Source organism: Nocardia citri, assembly GCF_054065835.1.
This window is the reverse complement of record NZ_JBSUQM010000001.1, coordinates 756,818-774,623: the sequence shown is the minus strand read 5'-3', so window position 1 is coordinate 774,623 and position 17,806 is coordinate 756,818. Positions and strand designations below refer to the sequence as shown.

At 64.4% G+C, this 17,806-nt stretch carries 20 protein-coding genes, 1 tRNA gene and 2 pseudogenes; 10 read left to right on the top strand and 13 right to left on the bottom strand.

The window, feature by feature from the left end:
- Window positions 1-4: 4 nt before the first annotated feature.
- Window positions 5-493, bottom strand: coding sequence for a hypothetical protein (locus ACW2Q0_RS03685; RefSeq protein ID WP_457186007.1), 489 nt, complete (start codon window positions 491-493; stop codon window positions 5-7).
- Window positions 490-750 carry a hypothetical protein gene (locus ACW2Q0_RS03680; RefSeq protein WP_457186005.1) on the bottom strand — a complete coding sequence of 87 codons (261 nt, stop codon included), beginning with the start codon at window positions 748-750 and terminating at the stop codon, window positions 490-492. The genes ACW2Q0_RS03685 and ACW2Q0_RS03680 overlap by 4 nt, the downstream gene beginning before the upstream one ends.
- A 160-nt stretch (window positions 751-910) precedes the next feature.
- Here ACW2Q0_RS03680 and ACW2Q0_RS03675 point away from each other — a divergent pair, with 160 nt between their 5' ends.
- Window positions 911-1,804: a helix-turn-helix domain-containing protein gene (locus tag ACW2Q0_RS03675; protein WP_457186003.1), complete on the top strand. Its 894-nt coding sequence runs from the start codon at window positions 911-913 to the stop codon at window positions 1,802-1,804.
- Entirely contained in the window at window positions 1,801-2,010 is a 210-nt protein-coding gene (locus ACW2Q0_RS03670) for a DUF397 domain-containing protein (protein ID WP_457186001.1), read from the top strand. The genes ACW2Q0_RS03675 and ACW2Q0_RS03670 overlap by 4 nt, the downstream gene beginning before the upstream one ends.
- A 185-nt stretch (window positions 2,011-2,195) precedes the next feature.
- On the opposite strand, the pseudogene ACW2Q0_RS03665 reads toward ACW2Q0_RS03670, so the two are convergent.
- A pseudogene (locus ACW2Q0_RS03665) lies at window positions 2,196-2,258 on the bottom strand (MarR family transcriptional regulator); the annotation flags it as partial.
- 39 nt (window positions 2,259-2,297) lie between these two features.
- Between ACW2Q0_RS03665 and ACW2Q0_RS03660 the strand changes: the two are divergent.
- Window positions 2,298-2,501, top strand: a pseudogene (locus ACW2Q0_RS03660) (transposase); the annotation flags it as partial.
- Between the two features lie 26 nt (window positions 2,502-2,527).
- Here ACW2Q0_RS03660 and ACW2Q0_RS03655 read toward each other — a convergent pair.
- Entirely contained in the window at window positions 2,528-3,511 is a 984-nt protein-coding gene (locus tag ACW2Q0_RS03655) for a DNA-binding response regulator (protein ID WP_457185999.1), read from the bottom strand.
- A gap of 258 nt (window positions 3,512-3,769) precedes the next feature.
- Entirely contained in the window at window positions 3,770-4,597 is an 828-nt protein-coding gene (locus ACW2Q0_RS03650; protein WP_457185997.1) for a M23 family metallopeptidase, read from the bottom strand.
- Between the two features lie 214 nt (window positions 4,598-4,811).
- Between ACW2Q0_RS03650 and ACW2Q0_RS03645 the strand changes: the two genes are divergently transcribed.
- From ACW2Q0_RS03645 to ACW2Q0_RS03630, 4 genes are all read left to right on the top strand, one after another.
- Window positions 4,812-5,876, top strand: coding sequence for an NAD(P)H-dependent flavin oxidoreductase (locus ACW2Q0_RS03645; protein WP_457185995.1), 1,065 nt, complete (start codon window positions 4,812-4,814; stop codon window positions 5,874-5,876).
- Between the two features lie 60 nt (window positions 5,877-5,936).
- The gene (locus ACW2Q0_RS03640) at window positions 5,937-6,329 is read left to right on the top strand and encodes an SCO5389 family protein (protein ID WP_457185993.1); all 393 of its coding nucleotides are present in this window, start codon (window positions 5,937-5,939) and stop codon (window positions 6,327-6,329) included.
- Between the two features lie 98 nt (window positions 6,330-6,427).
- Complete coding sequence (locus ACW2Q0_RS03635; protein ID WP_457185991.1) at window positions 6,428-6,652, top strand: type II toxin-antitoxin system VapB family antitoxin; 225 nt, start codon at window positions 6,428-6,430, stop codon at window positions 6,650-6,652.
- Window positions 6,649-7,056: a PIN domain-containing protein gene (locus ACW2Q0_RS03630; protein ID WP_457185989.1), complete on the top strand. Its 408-nt coding sequence runs from the start codon at window positions 6,649-6,651 to the stop codon at window positions 7,054-7,056. Before ACW2Q0_RS03635 ends, ACW2Q0_RS03630 begins: the two co-directional genes overlap by 4 nt.
- 73 nt (window positions 7,057-7,129) lie before the next feature.
- Here ACW2Q0_RS03630 and ACW2Q0_RS03625 read toward each other — a convergent pair whose 3' ends face one another.
- The 6 genes from ACW2Q0_RS03625 to ACW2Q0_RS03600 form a co-directional block, all read right to left on the bottom strand.
- Window positions 7,130-8,767, bottom strand: a complete 1,638-nt coding sequence (locus tag ACW2Q0_RS03625) for a long-chain fatty acid--CoA ligase (protein WP_457185987.1) — start codon at window positions 8,765-8,767, stop codon at window positions 7,130-7,132.
- A 148-nt stretch (window positions 8,768-8,915) separates the two neighbouring features.
- Entirely contained in the window at window positions 8,916-10,031 is a 1,116-nt protein-coding gene (locus tag ACW2Q0_RS03620) for a cation diffusion facilitator family transporter (protein WP_457185985.1), read from the bottom strand.
- A complete protein-coding gene (locus tag ACW2Q0_RS03615) occupies window positions 10,028-10,423 on the bottom strand; it encodes an ArsR/SmtB family transcription factor (RefSeq protein ID WP_457185983.1) in 396 nt (131 codons plus the stop codon). Before ACW2Q0_RS03615 ends, ACW2Q0_RS03620 begins: the two co-directional genes overlap by 4 nt.
- 214 nt (window positions 10,424-10,637) lie before the next feature.
- Entirely contained in the window at window positions 10,638-11,693 is a 1,056-nt protein-coding gene (locus ACW2Q0_RS03610) for a C40 family peptidase (protein ID WP_457185981.1), read from the bottom strand.
- Window positions 11,694-12,413: 720 nt separating this feature from the next.
- Complete coding sequence (locus ACW2Q0_RS03605; RefSeq protein WP_457185980.1) at window positions 12,414-13,304, bottom strand: hypothetical protein; 891 nt, start codon at window positions 13,302-13,304, stop codon at window positions 12,414-12,416.
- Window positions 13,304-14,029 (bottom strand): ParA family protein, encoded by a 726-nt coding sequence (locus tag ACW2Q0_RS03600; protein ID WP_457185978.1) that lies wholly within the window; start codon window positions 14,027-14,029, stop codon window positions 13,304-13,306. The genes ACW2Q0_RS03605 and ACW2Q0_RS03600 overlap by 1 nt, the downstream gene beginning before the upstream one ends.
- Window positions 14,030-14,311: 282 nt before the next feature.
- Here ACW2Q0_RS03600 and ACW2Q0_RS03595 point away from each other — a divergent pair, with 282 nt between their 5' ends.
- Together ACW2Q0_RS03595 and ACW2Q0_RS03590 are read left to right on the top strand one after the other, a co-directional pair.
- Complete coding sequence (locus tag ACW2Q0_RS03595; RefSeq protein WP_457185976.1) at window positions 14,312-15,151, top strand: DUF1542 domain-containing protein; 840 nt, start codon at window positions 14,312-14,314, stop codon at window positions 15,149-15,151.
- A gap of 533 nt (window positions 15,152-15,684) precedes the next feature.
- Window positions 15,685-15,760: transfer RNA gene (locus tag ACW2Q0_RS03590), tRNA-Arg, on the top strand.
- Between the two features lie 398 nt (window positions 15,761-16,158).
- On the opposite strand, the gene ACW2Q0_RS03585 is transcribed toward ACW2Q0_RS03590, so the two are convergent.
- Entirely contained in the window at window positions 16,159-16,539 is a 381-nt protein-coding gene (locus ACW2Q0_RS03585; protein ID WP_457185974.1) for a winged helix-turn-helix transcriptional regulator, read from the bottom strand.
- A gap of 143 nt (window positions 16,540-16,682) precedes the next feature.
- On the opposite strand from ACW2Q0_RS03585, the gene ACW2Q0_RS03580 reads away from it, so the two are divergent.
- Window positions 16,683-17,090: a RidA family protein gene (locus ACW2Q0_RS03580; protein ID WP_457185972.1), complete on the top strand. Its 408-nt coding sequence runs from the start codon at window positions 16,683-16,685 to the stop codon at window positions 17,088-17,090.
- Between the two features lie 461 nt (window positions 17,091-17,551).
- Here the strand turns inward: ACW2Q0_RS03580 and ACW2Q0_RS03575 are convergent, their stop codons facing one another.
- Complete coding sequence (locus tag ACW2Q0_RS03575) at window positions 17,552-17,773, bottom strand: nucleotidyl transferase AbiEii/AbiGii toxin family protein (protein WP_457186130.1); 222 nt, start codon at window positions 17,771-17,773, stop codon at window positions 17,552-17,554.
- Window positions 17,774-17,806 lie beyond the last annotated feature (33 nt).

The following is a 17,806-nucleotide window of genomic DNA, read 5'->3' as shown; positions in this document are numbered from 1 at the left end:
CACATCAATCGTCGAGCCACCGCTCGATCTGATCGAGATCAGTGGCCGAATAGACATGCGCGCTGTCCTCGGCGTCGAGCAGCATCCAGTGGTCGGGGACCCCGGACGCGCGTTCGAGCCGATAACCCGCACGTCCGGCTCGCGTGGTGAGCTGTCGAGTCCGCACCGACACAGCGTCGTACGGATCGCGCGCCAGCGCCTCCAGCCGGTCCAGCACCTCACGCAAGGTGGCCGGTGAGTGGCCATTGTGCGGTGGTGTATCGCTCTGCGGCGCCCTCGGATAGTCGAGACCGCGCGCGGCGGCACGTTCGCGCGGACTCATCGACTGCGGAACCAACCGCCCGGACAGGACGAGCGTCTGATAGGCCGCCGCCTTCCACACGCACCGGTTGATACGGCACGCGCGATGCCGCTGCCACAGCCCGTGCGCCAGCGTCACATCCACGGCATCGCACAGCGGCGGCGCGGTGACGAGTACCTGCATGCGCGTCATACCCCCGAGGTCCCGAAATCGAATGGCTTCGTAGCCAAGGTGTTTCGGCCCAACTGCGTGATCTGGTAACGCCCCCTGTGCGCTTGGGTGGTCACGACGAGCGCACGGCCGGTCAGAGTTGCCAGGGCTTGGCGCGTCTTCCATTTCGTCAGGCTCGCCGACATCATGATCTGCTGCTCTGTAAGCATCCCTCCGCAGTTCAGCGCCCGTAAGACACGCGCATGAGCGGCGTTGAGGATTCCGTGTTGCTCGGCCATATGGTTATGTTGCTCCCCGACACGGCATCAATGGGTCCGAAGCGGCCGGTCCAATCAAAGTTGGCGGTTCGCCCAGAATTCGGACCGGTCGACACACGGGATAAGTCCGAATCGGACTGCGCCCAGGGCCGTTTCGGACCGAGCGGGGAAAAGGGGAGCAATGGTGAGGGAGGATCAACCGGACTCGACGCTGCCGCGTCGCCAACTCGGCCGCGCGCTGCGCGAGGCCCGCGAGGGTGCGGGGTTCACGCTCGAGCGGGCCGCGCGCGAGATGGAGATGGGGAAAACCTCGGTAATACGAGTCGAAAAGGGGCACAACGACAAAGTCAAGGTGCGCGATGTCGAGGGGTTCGGCCGTGTCTATGGTCTCGATGAGCAACGGATCGAGGAGCTGAAAGCCCTTGCGCAAGAAACTGCGACGAAGTCCTGGTGGCAGGGGTATCGCCATCTGATGAGGTCTGGGTACAGCACCTATCTCGGGCTCGAATCCGGTGCATCACAGCTGACCATCTATCAGCCAATGATCGTTCCCGGACTGTTTCAGTTGGTCGACTATGCCAGAGCCATCGAACAACCGTTTCTACCTGGCGACACACCAGCAGATCTCGAACGCCGAGTAGAAGTGCGATTACGGCGCACCGCGATTCTGACTCGGCAGCACAAACCGATAGCAGCTGAGTTCATCCTTCATGAGTGCGTCCTGCATACGGTCGTCGGATCGCGTGCAGTCATGGCCACCCAACTCAGGCATATTGCCGATATGAGCACTCGATCGCATATCACCGTACGGATATTGCCGTTCGCGGCAGGGTTTCCGGGCAATGCAGTTCCGGTTTTGCCATACACCATTCTCGATTTCCCGGCAGACAGTCGGAGTTTCGGGACGGAACCTCCGATCGTCTACACCGAGCACACTATCGGGACAATGTTCTTCGAGGACGACGCTGACGTGCAGCGTTACCGTGAGATCCACGACGACCTCCGGCGTGCCACACTGGACGAGCAAGCATCGAGGGACCTGCTCAGGCAGGTGGCAAGGAGATACGACCCGTGACAATCGACCTCACCGGTGCGGCGTGGTTCAAGTCATCGCGAAGTGCCAATGCTGGTGAATGCGTTGAAGCCGCCTGGCTCGAAGCCGGGCACGTTGGCATTCGCGACTCGAAGAACCCTACCGGCCCCGCGTTGATCTTCACCCCAGCCGAATGGGACGCCTTCACCGCTGACATACACAACGGCAATTTCAACCGGAACGCATAGCCCCAGCCCCGTCGAAGAAACGGCGGGTGGTCTCCAACCGTAGAGCACGATCTCCGCTGAAACGGGTCCGGCACCTGCTGACCGATTCGAGGGTCATCGCCGAAGAGGGCGTAGTGGGGGTCTGCCGGTTTCGAAGTTGCCCGAACGGTTTTTCATGCTCGACCGCACTCCTATCCGGGCGCGGCCACGTTCATCGTCTGCCGGGTCACGAACGCGCCCCGCGCGAGCTCGGAGTTCGACAAGCCCGGTGGACGAGTGTGAAGAGCCGGGCGGTCGTGGTTCAGCGCGTCGGCCGGACGCTGAAAAAACGCGCCAACGACGTGCTCGCCTACATCGACCGGCCCGCACCAGCAACGGACTCACCGAAGCGATCAACAAACACTCGAACACCTACCGGCTCCGTTCTCGGCTTCCGCAACCTCACCAACTACATAGCCAGGTCCCGGCTCGAGACCGGCGGCTTCAGGCCGCGACTACACCCTCGTCGGTGAAGAGCCCGATACCGGACCGAATCGAGCTACAGCCAGCCCCGCCTGGTCGCCTGCACACCCGCCTGGAACCGGGTGCTCGCACCCAGCCGCTCCAGCAGCCGCGCGGTGCGCCGGACCACCGTTCGACGGGACATCCCGAGCCGACGCGCGATGGTGTCATCGGTCGCACCCAGGCCCATCAGCGTCAGAATCGCCTTATCCCGTTCGTCGAGTTCGTCGGCGGTCGGATTCACCGAAATCGGCGCCGCCAGCGACCACAGCACATCGAAGGTCTTGACCAGCAACCGCAATCCGGGCGATCCGGTAATGCGCAAACCCATCGGATCCGGGCGGCGCTCGTCCGCGTGCAAGACCAGGCTCGCGCGCTCGTCGTCGCTGATGATCAGCTTGAACGGCGGCTCGGGCAAGGTGCGCGCCTGTGCCCCACTGGCATTGGTGGACAGCGCGTGCCGCAACCTTTCCGCATCCTGGTAAATGGTGTCCTGATACAGCGTCTGGTAGCGGATGCCGTCACCGATTCGAGAGCGCTTGAGCAGGAACAACTGTCGCTCGCGTTCCGGATCGCTGAGATAGGGACCGCGCTCGATCACCTTGACGCTGCTGCGGGCCGAGGTCTGGACCTCCTCGAAATCCGCGAGCATCTCCAGGCGTTCGAAAACCGGCACGATCGCGCCATTGGTGCGTGGCGAGCGGCGAACCGATCGGAACGTCTCGCTCAGTCGCGCGGCCGCGACATGCATCTGGTTGATCTCGTGCCGCCGGCGCCGCGCCTCGGCCTCGGAGAGCGATTCGGGAGCGTGCGCGTCCCAGATGGCCTCGCCGTCGGTGGACAACTGGCTGACCGCGGCCTGCAAATCGGTCAACACCTCGAGCGATGCGGCGGCGATCTCCATCGGGACACCCAGATATCCGGCGATCTCGGCCAGGCTGGATCGCGGATGATGCACCAGCACGGCGTAGGTACGCCCGTGCGGTGATCCAGGATCGAAGATATCGCCCAACGCGGTCACGACCGCGCCTCGCTGGCGCTCGGCTCCCACGTACCCTCGGGACAGACCGGGGCGATGGTTCGCTCACTGCGCTCGGCTGCGTCGACAGTTCGCTCACTGCGTTCGCTCTTGACCGAGCAATACCGGCGCTCGGCTCCGCCATGACCGAGCAATGCTCGACTGTGTCGATGGTTCGCTCGCTCACGAGGAACGAGCCCAACGACCAAACGGTCCCCGCGGGTCCCTTGTGATCGTCGGAATATCAAGCCGGGCAAGAAATCAGTGCGCCGACGGGCCCCACTGCAGTGGCACACCCTTGGATGCCAGATACGGCATCGGGTCGACCTTGTTACCCGCCTGATCCCAAATCTCCAGGTGCAGATGCGGTCCGGTCGAATTGCCGCGGTTGCCGACGGTGGCGATGACATCGCCCGTATTGACGTGCTGCCCCGCGTGCACGAACATCTCGTTGACATGGCCGTAGACCGCCACGGTGCCGTCGTCCTGCTGAACCCGCACCCACAGACCGAAGCCGGAGGCCGGGCCGGCCTCGATGACGGTACCGCTGCTCACCGAGTGGATCGGCGCACCGATCTGATCGGCGAAGTCGAGGCCGTAGTGGAATTCGCCCCAGCGGGAGCCGAATCCGGAACTGATCTCACCGGCGACCGGGCGCACCGCGGCTGCCGGCGCGAACTGTTGCTGGGCGCCCTTGAGGATCTGTTCGACCTGGGACAGCGGGCCCGCGATCTCCGGCGGCAGATTGCTGATGCCGAACGGATTGGCGACCTGGTCCGCGATCGGCGCGGCCACCGGGGTGGCGGCTGCGGGCTGCGCGGCTTCGGCTGCCGGGGCCGCGGCCTTGACCTGTTCGACAGGGAGTTCCGCCGTGCCCTGGAAGGTCATCGGCGCGGCGGCTTCCTCGTCCCCGTCGTGTGCGCCCGGCAGGAGCGGGGCGGCAATGGCAGGCGCGACCTGAGCCGCGGTGCCGATGAGGGCGCCGGCGGCAACCGCGGCACCAGCCGCGATCTTCACCCGGTCGGTGGTCGACGGCTCGGCGCGGTGCCGCGTCGGCCGACCCACAACGCCGTCGCCGATGAGGCTCATGACGGTTATAGAACTGGGGCCTACCCGATGCTGCGACAAAGCTGGTCCTAGCGTTCGACCTATAGTGGCTCAACGGATTCCGAAGTTTGTAACGTTTCGATATCCGTTGTGACGGGAACTCTACTCTGTCGTGACCATTCCGCAACCTTGTCTGCCGAATTCCCCGTTTAAGCGCTGGTCAGACACACAGGCCGGTACCTCGGGGCCGTCACCGATGCGCCACACTGAGACCGTGATCCTCAACGAGTTGAGCGTTCCGATCGTGCTCGCGCCGATGGCGGGCGGGCCATCCACCCCCGAATTGACCGCCGCGGTCTCCGCGGCCGGCGGGCTGGGCCTGCTCGCCGCCGGATATCTGACAGCTACCGATACCGCCGCGCGACTCGCGGCCACCCGCGAACTCACCACCGCGCCGTTCGGCGTCAACCTCTTCACCCCGGGGCCGGCGACCGCGCCCGAAGGTTTCTCCGACTATCTCGCCGAGTTGGGGCGTACCCACGAGGTCGGCACACCGAAGTACGACACCGACGAATGGGATGCCAAGCTGCACCTACTCGTCGACGCACCGGTCGCGGTGGTCACCTTCACCTTCGGCTGCCCGAGCGCCGCCGAGGTCTCGCGGTTGCACGAGGCCGGTTCGGAGGTCTGGGTAACGGTCACCTCGGCCGTCGAGGGGCGGATCGCGGTCGCGGCCGGCGCCGATGCGCTCATCGCCCAGGGCGCGGAGGCGGGTGGACATCGCGCCACCTTCATCGATCGCGTCACCGATGACGCCACCGATCCGCTCGGCCTGCTCGCGCTGCTGCAAATTCTCGGCGCGACCGTCGACCGGCCGATCGTGGCCACCGGCGGCATCACCACCGGCGCCGGCATCGCGGCGGCCCTCGCCGCCGGTGCGGCGGCCGTACAACTCGGAACCGTTTTCCTGCGCTCGCCGGAGGCGGGCACCGATCCGTTACATCGCGCCGCACTGGGCGCCGACACCCCGACCATGCTGACCCGCGCCTTCACCGGTCGCCGAGCACGCGGCCTGCGCAATCGGTTCATGGACGAGCATTCCGCTGCGGCACCGGCCGCCTATCCGGAAATCCATTACGCCACAGCACCATTGCGGGCCGCGGCACGGGCGGCGGGCAATCCGGACGAGGTGAACATGTGGGCCGGCCAGACCCATACGCTGGCGCCCCAGCTACCCGCAGGTGAACTGGTCCGCACCTTGGCCGCTGATGCGAAAACCGCACTGACCAAAGCGCTTTCGGGACGAATCCAGTCTTGTTGACAACAGTTTCCGATTAGAATCGAGGGGCATCGCCACAGCAATCCACGTCAGGAGAGCGTTATGTCCCTCGATGTTCCTACCGCCCTGCTCGAACGCGCCGAACGCGGCGAGATCGACGACGCCGACTTCGTCGAGGTCGTGCGGGTCTCGCTCCCCTACGCCTGGGAGGTCGTCAGCCGGGTGGCCGGTGAACTGCATTCCGGCACAGCCGAATTCGCCGACAATGTCGTTCCGCCGCCGGATGAGGTGGCCCGTGGACAGCTGTTGCGCGCCATGGCCTCCGACGCCATCCGTGGCGGCCTGGAACGCCATTTCAAGGTGAAGCTCGCCTTCCAGAACTGCCATCGCGTGGCAGCCTTCCCCATCTCCGCGGTCGGCGGCGAAACCTACACCACCTTCATCGGAACCCGCGCCCAACTGCTGAACCAGAGCCCCGAACTCCGCAACTGCTGATCAACCGCCGACTGGCGCGGTCACATCGGCCGCGCCAGCCTGTGCGCCCAGGTGATATCATTTTCTGAAAGTAGATATCAAACCTCGGGAGGCCCACGATGGCGCGAACAGTGATCGACGTTGACGACGAGGCGCTCGCCGAGGCGGCCCGCTACCTGGGCACATCGACAAAACGAGACACTGTCAATGCAGCGCTACACGAAATAGTCGATCGTCGGCGGCGCGCGGCTGCCGTAGCACGCATGCGTGAGATGGTGGCCGATGGTGAGATCGACTTCTCCATCCTCGAATCACAAGGGCATCGCGACGAGTCCGTCGCGTGACAGAACTGTTCCTCGCCGATACCAGCGCTTTGGTCCGGTTCTACCGTGGACAGACCGGACCGCAATGGGACCAAGCGGTTGACGCTGGGCTCGTCGGCATCTGCGAACCGATCCGTCAAGAATATCTGCGGGCGGTCGGCGGTACTCCGGCTTACTACGAGGCGGATGGGCTTCTCCGCGAAACCTTCCCGTACTACGCGTTGCGTGAATCAGCATGGGATGACAGCTCCGATCTGCAACGCCGACTTGCAGACAAGGGCTGGCACCAATGCGCTGGCGCGATTGATCTGCTCGTTGCTGTGACAGCCGTCCATCAGAGTCTCACTGTGCTGCACGCCGACAACGACTTCGAGACCATCGCGCGGATCACCGGCCAGCCAGTTCGGCGTATCGACCGGAATTAGCTTCTGCTCCTTTGCCGCAGCAGACGCGGATTGCCCCACAGGACAGACACGTCCACGTCTGCTGGGGAGCGGTTCAGGACAGCGTGGTGACCGTGAGGTCGCCGTCGGCGTACTGGGCGCGCAGACGCTTCTTGTCGAATTTGCCGACGCTGGTCTTGGGGACTTCCGCGATGAAGGTCCACCGCTCCGGCAGTTGCCACTTGGCGAACTTGTCGGCGAGGAACTCGCGCAGTTCCTCCGGTTCGGTGTCGGAGCCCTCGGCGAGCACGATGGCGACGAGCGGCCGCTCATCCCACTTCTCATCCGGCACACCGATAACCGCGGCCTCGGCGACAGCGGGATGGCCCATGACCGCATTCTCCAGATCGACCGAGGAAATCCATTCGCCACCGGACTTGATGACGTCCTTGGCCCGGTCGACCAAGGTGAGATAGCCGTCCGGGCTGATCTTGCCGACATCGCCGGTACGCAGCCAGCCATTGTCGAACTTATCGGGATCGATGACCGCGCCGTCCGGCGAGTAGTACGACCCGGTGATCCAGGGACCGCGAACCTCCAACTCACCCAGCGACTCTCCGTCATTGGGGATCACGCTGCCGTCATCGCCGACCAGGCGCGCCTGCACGCTGGCGGGGAAGCGGCCCTGAGTGAAGCGGTACTCCCATTCGTCGTCACCGGTCACACCGGCGGGCGGATGCGCGACGCTGCCGAGCGGGGAGGTCTCGGTCATACCCCAGGCGTGCAGAATACGAACGCCGTGCTTTTCCTGGAAAGCGCGCATCATCGACGGCGGCACCGCCGAACCGCCGACGACCACCGAGCGCAGATGCGAGATGTCCTGCGGCTTGGCGGCCAGGCCGGCGAGTACACCGCCCCAGATGGTCGGGACCGCGGCGGCGAAGGTCGGCTGTTGCGTAGCCATCATCTCCAGCAGCGGACCGGGCTGCAGGAAACGGTCGGGCATGAGGACATTCGCACCCGACATCAGCGCCGCATACGGCAGCCCCCAAGCGTTGGCATGGAACAGCGGGACGATGGCGAGCACATAGTCGCGGTTGGAGAAGCCCATACTGGTCGGCTGGCACACCTGCATGGCATGTAACCAGTTGGAGCGGTGCGAATACACCACGCCCTTGGGGTCACCGGTGGTACCCGAGGTGTAGCACATGGCGGCAGCGGATCGTTCGTCGATCACCGGATAGTCGAAGGTATCCGGCTGCGCGGCGAGCAGTTCGGAGTAGGAGTGCACCTCAACGCCCTCGGGAGCCGCCAGCGTGGCCGCATCGCCATTGGCCACGATGACGTGGCGGACGGTCTTCAGCTTGGGCAGGTACTGCTCGAACATCGGCACCAGCGTGGCATCGACGATCACCACCTGATCCTCGGCGTGATTTGCCACGAAGACGAGCTGTTCCGGGAAGAGCCGGATATTGAGCGCGTGCAACACCGCGCCCATCGCGGGTACCGCGATGTAGGCGACCATGTGCTCGTTGTTGTTCCACATGAAGGTACCGACCCGATCGCCGACACCGATTCCCAAGCCGCGCAACGCATGTGCCAAGCGCGCCGCTTCCGCGCCGAGTTCGCGGTAGGTCATGGTGCGTACGCCGGTGCCGGTCCAGGTCGAGACGGTGGAATCGCCCATGAACGTCGATGCGTAGTGCAGCAACGTCGCCAGCGACAACGGCTCGTCCTGCATGGTGCTCAACATCGGTACTCCTTTTTCTTCGCTGGCTCCGGCCGCCCGCCGAATATGAGCCACATCACACCCGGGATGCTACCCAAGAGTGCGGCGGCAGCCGGGCCGATAGCGAATCCCGTCGGCGGGGCGGATGCCTCAGTCGCCGAAGCCGTCGACCTCAGCCCGCGACATGGGCGGGATAGGCATGAACGAGGGCACTGTCGAGTCTGGGCACGGCATGGGTGAGAGTGTGCTCCGCGCCGTGGGCCAGCCGATGCGCATCGGCCAAGGTGATGGTCGGGGCGACATCCAATTCGACATCCGCATGCAGGCGGTGGCCGATCCAACGCATTCGCAGGCTGCGCACGCCGAGCACACCGGGTTCGCCGACCAGCGCCTCCTCCGCGGTGTTCACCAGGGTGGGCTCGACGCCATCCATCAAACGGCGGAACACATCTCGCGCGGCCGTGCGCAGTACGGCCAGGATCGCGACCGTAATCAGTAGTCCGACGACGGGATCGGCGAGCGGGAAGCCGAGCGCGACGCCGCCCGCACCGATCAGCACCGCCAATGAGGTGAATCCGTCTGTCCGCGCATGCAATCCGTCGGCGACCAGGGCCGCCGAGCCGATTCGCCGCCCGACCCTGATCCGATACAGCGCGACGGTCTCATTGCCGAGAAATCCGATGAGCCCTGCCGCCGCGACCCAACTCAGATGCTGGATCGGCACCGGTTCGATCAGCCTGCGCACCGCCTCGTATCCGGCGATGATCGCCGACAACGTGATCATCGCGACCACGAACAACCCAGCCAAATCCTCGGCCCGCCCGAACCCATAGGTATAGCGCCGCGTCGCCGCCCGCCGACCGAGCGCGAAGGCGATCCACAGCGGCACCGCGGTCAGCGCGTCGGAGAAGTTGTGGATGGTATCCGCCGCCAACGCGACCGAACCGGACGCCACCACGATCAACACCTGGAGCACAGCGGTCAGCCCGAGCACGACCAGGCTGATCTTCACCGCACGGATACCGACGGTGCTCGACTCCAACGCATCGTCGACACTGTCGGCGGCATCGTGGCTGTGCGGTACGAAGATCTCACGCAACGCGCCACGCAGTCCACCCGGATGGTCATGGTGATCGTGATCGTGCCGATGGCCCCATCCAGGTACATGACTGTGCGTGTGGCCGTCAGTGGTGTCGTGACTGTGCCCGTGGCTCTTGGCATCTCGGACTTCAGCACCGTGTGCAGCCGAAATACTCTGCCAGCGTTCAGGATTGCGTTCGTGACTCATTCCGCCACCGCCCGATCGCGAATGGGCAGTTCGCGGACAGAACCGGCGCCGCGGTGATGCGCGGGTACGCCGGGGCCGGCGTGTTCGGCGTTGTATACCGCGTCCACGACCAGCTGGCGAACGTGTTCGTTCTCCAGGCTGTAGAAGATGGTGGTCCCGGCGCGGCGGGTCCGGACCAGGCGAGCCATGCGCAGCTTGGCCAGATGCTGCGATACCGAGGGCCCCGGTTTGCCGATGTAATCGGCCAGATCATTGACCGAGAGCTCCCGGTCGACCAGCGCCCACAGCACCTGTACCCGGGTCGAGTCGGCCAACATGCGAAAGACCTCGACGACCAGCCCGACCTGGTCCTCCGCAAGCGGCGGCCGTAGCGGCTCTCTATCTGCATTCATACGCAGATAATAGGACAGTGCCTCCCCTTGATGTCGCGGCCCCCGCAGACCGGCCCGACGGCGACGCCCCCTGCAGGTCACCGACGGACCGGTCCACCGCAGTTCGAACAACTCATACGATTCAGCCAGTGTGAAGTGACTCGTCCATGTCAGGCCGACCTGCCGACGAAGATCTGAATGCGACGGACCATTCCAGGCCTGCCCGGTTACGGCGTCAGTACCGGCGCGCGCCCGCGAAGGGCATCGAGGACATCGGCGACATGATGACGCCGGTCCCGTAAGTGGAGGCGTGAATGACCTTGCCGTCACCGGCGTAGAGGGCGGAGTGGCTGCCGTCGTAGAAGGACACCACGTCACCCGGCTCCAACTCGTCCTGCGAGACCGGAGTACCCGAGGACAGCTGCTCATAGCTGGTGCGCGGCACCTTCACCCCCGCCTGCTTGTAGGACCACTGCACGAGCCCGGAGCAGTCGAAGGCATCCGGCCCCGTCGCACCCATGCTGTATTCGGTGCCGACCTTGCCGCGCGCCGCGTCCACAGCGATCGCGCCGTGCGTACGTTCCGGCGACACCGCGGGCGCGTGCGGTGCGGCGGGCGGCTTTATACCGAGCACGGCTGCGAGGAACCCGAGTTCGTTGCGGAAAATGTCCGAGGGGACAGTGATCCCGGTTCCCGGAATCGTCGCGGGTGTTATGGGTTCGACACCGGCGGGCACCGTTCCCGGAATCGTCGCGGGTGGCGCGGGTTCGGCACCGGCGGGCACCGACCGCCAGGCGTCGGGAGCCGAACCTACGCCCCACGGAACCGCGAAGGGCACCGAGCGCTCCCCACCAGGAATCGCTTGCAGCGCGGACCTTTCCACATCGGGTATGGCGCGCGGAGTCGACCGCTCCATCCCGAGCACGCCGAGGGGTATCGAGATTTGCCCACCCGGAATCGCGAGCGGAATCGAAAGTTCCCTGCCGCGGACCTCGACAGGTGCTCGGTCCGAAATTGCGACGGGATCCGCTACCGCGGGAATCAGCGGGAGCGTCGAACGCTCGACCCCCAAAGCCCGCAGCGACACATCGAGCGCGGGATCCGAAACAGTCAACGGCGCCGAAAGCTCCTTACCCCACACCGCAACCGGCGCGCCACCCGAAAGAGCAACAGAGTTCTCAACGGCAGGAATCAGCGGGAGCGCCGAACGTTCGATTCCCAGAGCCCGCAGCGCCACCGCAAGCCCCGGACCCGAAACAGTCAACGGCGCCGAAAGCTCTTTGCTCCGCACCGCGACCGGTGGGGCGTTCGAATGAGCAACTTCGACAGCGGAAATCAATGGAAGAGCTGAACGCTCGAGGTTCAAAATCGCGAGGGGTGCCGAGAACGGCACCCCCGGAACCGTCGGCGTTATCGAAAGTTCATTACCCGGAATCTTCAGAGGCACAGCAAGTTCCGAGTCTGGAACCGCGGGCGGTGCCGAAAGTTCCTTCCCCAGAACTTCAGCGGGCGCGGTTTCCGATGCTCGCCCATCTGCCGGAACCTCGATGCCGGGAATCGAAAACTGGTTCGGGACTTCGATTGTCCCGACACCCGGAATGGTCAGCGGCTGCGCTGACGCCTGACCTCCTGCGAGCAGTGTCGCGGCGATTGCCGCGCCTGCGATGAGTCCCGCGCCGACGGCCCATGGGAGCGCACGTCGCAGGAAACGAGAATATCGACCCTCCGTAGTTGATGCCATGATCCGGTCCTCCGATGCTCGTATCGAAGGCCCTGGCAGGTCGCGCGACGTCGCACTTGCATTGTCGCGTAGGACTTCACCAAGACCTCGAATGAATTCGAAAACCATCACGGTGATCTGTAGTCCAGCGGATCCGATCGCCATATTTCGCTCAATCCGATCGAATTATGCGACATGACACGCACATTGGCGATAACAAAAGCGTAACTATAATGAAAATGCCCCGCTGCGGAACCGCTTCGACGACGGGGCATTTCGACTCCGAATGGCTCAGGCGATGATCTGTTCCTCGATCTGTTCGGCGAGTATGCGCAGTTTCGCGGCGAATTCGCGCGCCGCCACCGGATCATTGTTCGAGCCCTTGACAATTCGTCGCGTCAGCGCGACGAACCGCGATTCCACCGCGGCGAACAGATCGACGGCCCGCACATTCGATTCGTCCCGCAACTCCCCGCGCAGCCACGCCTGCAGCAATGCGACCACCTCGGCCTTGTCGAACCGCTCGGGCAGCAGTGCGACGGCCTCGCGCAGCTTGCCCGCGGTGACCTTCACATCGCCGGCACCGGCGATCGTGGTGTACACGGTGATCGCCGCGTCTTCGCCGTGCTGGGCCGCCACCGGCAGCAGTTCGCGGACCTGCCCCTCATTGATGGCGGGCGCGACCGGATGCAATTTGGCGGCGAGTGGCCAGGCCCGAATCAGTTTGTGCGCGTACGACCGCTGCATCTCCCAGCGCTGCTCCACATACTCGTCGAAACTCGCGTGCCGCTCTCGGTAGAGGCGACCGTCGCGCACTATTTGCAGCGCCCGTCCAGCCGCCCAGAAGGCAACCCGCAGGCCGTCGATCGAGGATTCGCAAGCCGTCAACTGGGCCTGTTCGCGATCGTCGAGCGGACCGTCCGCCGCGGTTTCTTTCGGCACGGGCAGCGGCATCGTCAATACATTCACGCCGGTCGTCGGCACATTCACGCCGGTCGTCGGCGCACTCACCCCGGTTGGCGATGCGAGCACCTCCAGCGGCGCCGCGCTCAGCGGGACCGTTCGCCACTCGGCGTCCCGCAGTGGGGATACCGGCGGCGTGTGCTCGGCACCATCGGCCAACGGATTCGCGCCGCCGGTCGAACTCCTACCGATCGACCCCTTCCTACGCTGCGGAGGCATCAGGCGGACACCTCCACGGCGACCCGGTACGGACTGACCAACTCCTCACCGACCTGCCGATACTCGCCTAGATCCACGATCGGATTCTCGGCGCCCTCACCGACCTCCCCGTCGGCCGCCTCCCGATACCACTTCCATGCGCTCAAATAGGATTCGAATACGTCATATCCCGCATCCTCCAGATTTCCGCGCTGCGTGCGATATTCGGTCGACACGTTCACGCCGTTCTTCATCGTCACCGGCACCTTGGTCATCAGGACCCGTACCCGGATCTCGCGGCCGCTGCCCGCCGCTGCCTCCTCGGCGGCCTTATAGGTACTCGGCACCCGCTTTACCTCCGATGGACTGACACTGGTCAGCAGAATCAGCTCATCGCTCTGCGGTATGGCGGCCTTGAATATCTCGGCCGACTCACCGCCGGCATCGACGATGATCACGTTGAATTTCCCAGCGTTGTCGGTAATGCAGTCGTCGACGTGCCGCGACGGAAAGGCGATCAGCTTGAACGGCACCTCGATCGCACCCCTGAGCAGCCGCCGATACCAGGAATATCCGGTCTGACTGAGCGGGTCGGCGTCGATGACGAGCACACGCAATTCGTGGACCTGGGCGAAGTATGAGGCCAAGAAAAACGCCGATGTCGTCTTGCCGACGCCGCCCTTGAGATTTCCGAGCGTTATGACCAACGGTTCGGGTAGTTCCAGTGGCGCAACAGAATTCTTCATGGACAGTCCTCCGAAGGTGAGGAGTGCAGAGCTGTGCGGGCCCAATTTTCGCACAGCTGAAGTGAATTACCGCTGATTGCCGATGCGCCTTTTACCCGTGCGCGGCGCTTTCCGGGTCGGCTGTGTCCAATTGGACACAGCCGATCCCTGCCACGGCGCGGCCCGCAGCTGGCATCGCCGGACAATAGACTCACCGGACAATAGATACGGCGGTTCACCGCCCGCCGCGATGCTCAGCCGACTCTCAGCCCCCAGTAAACTCGGGGGTGACCTGGATCGAAGATGAAAGGGGCGCACGAAATGCTGTGGGTACTGATCGGCGTCGTGATCCTGCTCGCGGCGGCCTACGTCATTTACCAGACCCAGCAGGCCAAACAGCGCGCCGTACGCGAGTTCGACGACGCGGCAGCCGATGCCAGGCAGATGATCGAGCGGCTCGCGGGTCAGGTCTACAACCTGAGCGGCAGTAACGAGGCGGCCAAGCAAGCACTCGCCGACGCCTCCGAGCGGCATATCGCGGCAGGTTCACAAATCGAGCAGGCGCGCACACCGGCCCAGGCGCGGTTGGCGAAGCAGACCGCCGTCGAGGGCATGTACTACATCCGAGCCGCACGCTCCGCGATGGGCATGGATCCCGGCCCGGTCGTCCCGGCTTTGGACGGTCAGGACACCGCGGGCAAGGTCACCGAGAAACGGGTCATCGAATACGAGGGCCGAGAGGTCGCGGCATCACCGAACCCCTCCGCCGAGACCCCGAACTACTACCCGGGCGGTCGCGTCGCCGGACGCCCGGTTCCCGCGGGCTGGTACTCCGAACCCTGGTGGCGCCCCGCATTGTTCGGCGGCGCTTGGGGTTTGGGCTCGGCCCTGCTGTTCTCATCGCTGTTCTCCGGGATGGCCGGTGTCGGGTATGACGTGCAGGGGTTCGAAAGCGGTTACGGCGAGGGATATCAGGACGCGCTCGCCGCCTCGGGTGCGGATCAGGGGTACGACTCCGGCGATCAGGGCGGGTATTCCAATGATCAGGGTGGTTACGACGCCGGTGATCAAGGCGGTTACGACGCGGGCGGCGGATTCGACGGCGGCGGATTCGATGGAGGCGGATTCGACGGCGGGTTCTGACCGCCCAACCGGCCGCTGACAGATAAGAATCGCCAGCCCTGAGCGTAGCCACTCCCTTATTGTCTGAGACAATTTTGACCCCGTAGCCGTGGCGATGGCAACGATGCCTCCATCGAGAATTGAAGCACCCGAGGCTCGATCATGACGTCACCCGAATACCCCGCCGAGAACTTCCGCATCAGAACCCATGCCGAGATGCCCGCGAAAACCTAGGCAGGAAGCGAATTTTCACGATCCGAACAATAGAAGCCGACCTCACACCTAGGGCCGACGCCCAACGAGCGCCAACTCCGAATCAGCGGCGACCACACAGCCGACCTCCCCGAAGCCGAACGCCTGGCACCATCACACGCCCTACCGCACAGACAAAACAAACCACACCCTAGCAAAAGTCTCAGACAGTAATCGGCTCAGGTCCACCCTCACCCGATCCCCTCTCGACGACGCCCCCCAATCAAACCGATGCGGCCCACCCGCCCCCAACCCGGTAGACTCCCCGTGGTCCCAACCGGTGCCCCAGCACCACCAGTTCAGCCCTCGTAGCTCAGGGGATAGAGCACCGCTCTCCTAAAGCGGGTGTCGCAGGTTCGAATCCTGCCGAGGGCACCAACCTGCGATACTGTTTCCGCAGCTCAAACAGGTTTCGCCGCGGTCCCCGACAACCCGAACCGGAAGACCCCAGCTCAAATGCGGTCACTCCTCAGCTTCCATAGGGCACATCGAACATGGAACGAGAACAACATGCTGTGTTCGTTTCCGACGGGGCACCCGGTCACCGACACCGGGGCTGTCCGTGCGGCCAGGGTGTGGGGTCGGCGCCATGCACTGGTTGCATATCGCGGAGGTCCGCTTCGCCAGCGGAATCACTTTACCCAGCTGGCCTACGTCTTAGCTTTACCGTGTGGCCCCGGCTCTGCCGGGGCCACACGGGTTTTGCGGGCGGACGCCCCTCGCCAAGGATGACCAGACCACCGGGTCTGACTGAGCACACTGGTTGGCCGCAGAAGTCAGGCGTCGAAGCGACGACGGGCAGCCTCAATCTGACTGAAGTACCGGCGGGTCCAGCCGCACATCCCGTCGACCGTCGCTCGCAGAGCCTGGCCCGGCTCAGTGAGGGCGTATTCGACCCGCGGCGGGATGGTGGGGTGCGCGGTGCGCTCGACCAGGCCGTTGCGTTCCAGCATGCGCAGGTTCTGGGTAAGCATCTTGTGGCTGATCCCCTCGATCTCGTTCCGCAGCTCGCTGAAGCGCAAGGTGCGGTCACCGAGACCCTCCACGATCAGGAAGGCCCACTTGTTGGCGACTTCCGAGAAGATCTCCCGTGCCAAAGAGCCCGCACGCGCCAGGTCTGTGTCCTCGGGCGAGCCTCTGAGCTGCTTGGTCACCATAAGGTTCTCCAGTCACTGAAAAGTGCGTTCTTCCACGTCAGCGACCACTCTCCTACAGTTTCTGAGTAACCACAAGAGACCAAGAGTGTCCTGGTCGGGGCGGACCCGAACCCGCAGACGCTCAGGACGAGGAGACAAGCAGCATGGCCATCGCCTTTGTGAACCCCAGCGGATTGCCCACGATCGATGTCTACCGACAGGTGTCGATCGCATCCGGGTCGAGGCTGGTCTTCATCGCCGGGCAGGTCGCATGGGACGCCGATGCCATCACGATCGGCGAAGGCGACCTTGCCGCCCAGGTCGAGCAGAGCTATGTCAACGTCGGCACAGCCTTGACAGAAGTCGGTGGCTCCTTCGACAACGTGGCAAAGCTGACCATCTACGTCGTCGACTGGACCCCCGACAAGATGCCGCCGCTCCTGGAAGGGATCTCCAGGGCCGCCGCGAAGCTGGGGATCACGCCGGCCCCGCCGACTACGCTGATAGGCGTTGCGGCATTGGACGTCCCCGACCACCTGGTCGAGATCGAGGCCACCGCGATCCTCGACTGAACAGATGGCATTCCCGCACTGAGCGCCGAAGTGGCCAACTAGCTCGGTCGCACCCATGAACCTTCCGGGTCACAGCACTAGTAGGACTTTGTTAGGTCGGGAAGGTGTGGTGGCAGAGTGGGCAGGTGCCGATCCAGATGGCTAGGGCGCGTTCGATTTCGCGGAGGATGCCGTAGAGGGTCAGTCCTGCCCATTTTCGGGCGTTCGACGACAACCGTGACGAACAACCGTGACTTCTTTGACGACCACCGGCCCGACGATTCGTCGTCAACTTATTCGAACAGGGCGCCCATCAAGGCAAATTCGGTTACGTCTGAGGGGAGAGCTACATGCGCACGACTGTTCATCTTGTGCCTGCGTTCTCGTCCGATTTCGCGACGACGACTTTTCGGACGGGCTCGGCGCGGGGCGAGTGGGTCGCCGCGCCCGGTACCGCAAACTCCGGCGGTGTCGGTGACTACTCACGTAACGACGCCGTCGACGTCAGCAACGGCTACGCAGCGTCGCCGGGACCAACCGACCAAGTTGCTGGCTGGCGCAGATCCGGCGAGCCGCCTCATGCTGCGGTCAGACACCGGATCGATGTCTTCACTGAGCCTGCCACTCACCAGATGCGTACGGGCAAGAGCAGTTCCGCCGATGAAGTGCAACCGGTCACCGAACCCTCGGCTGACTGCCGCCAGCAGATGGGAAATCAGATAGTCGCGCTCGACCTG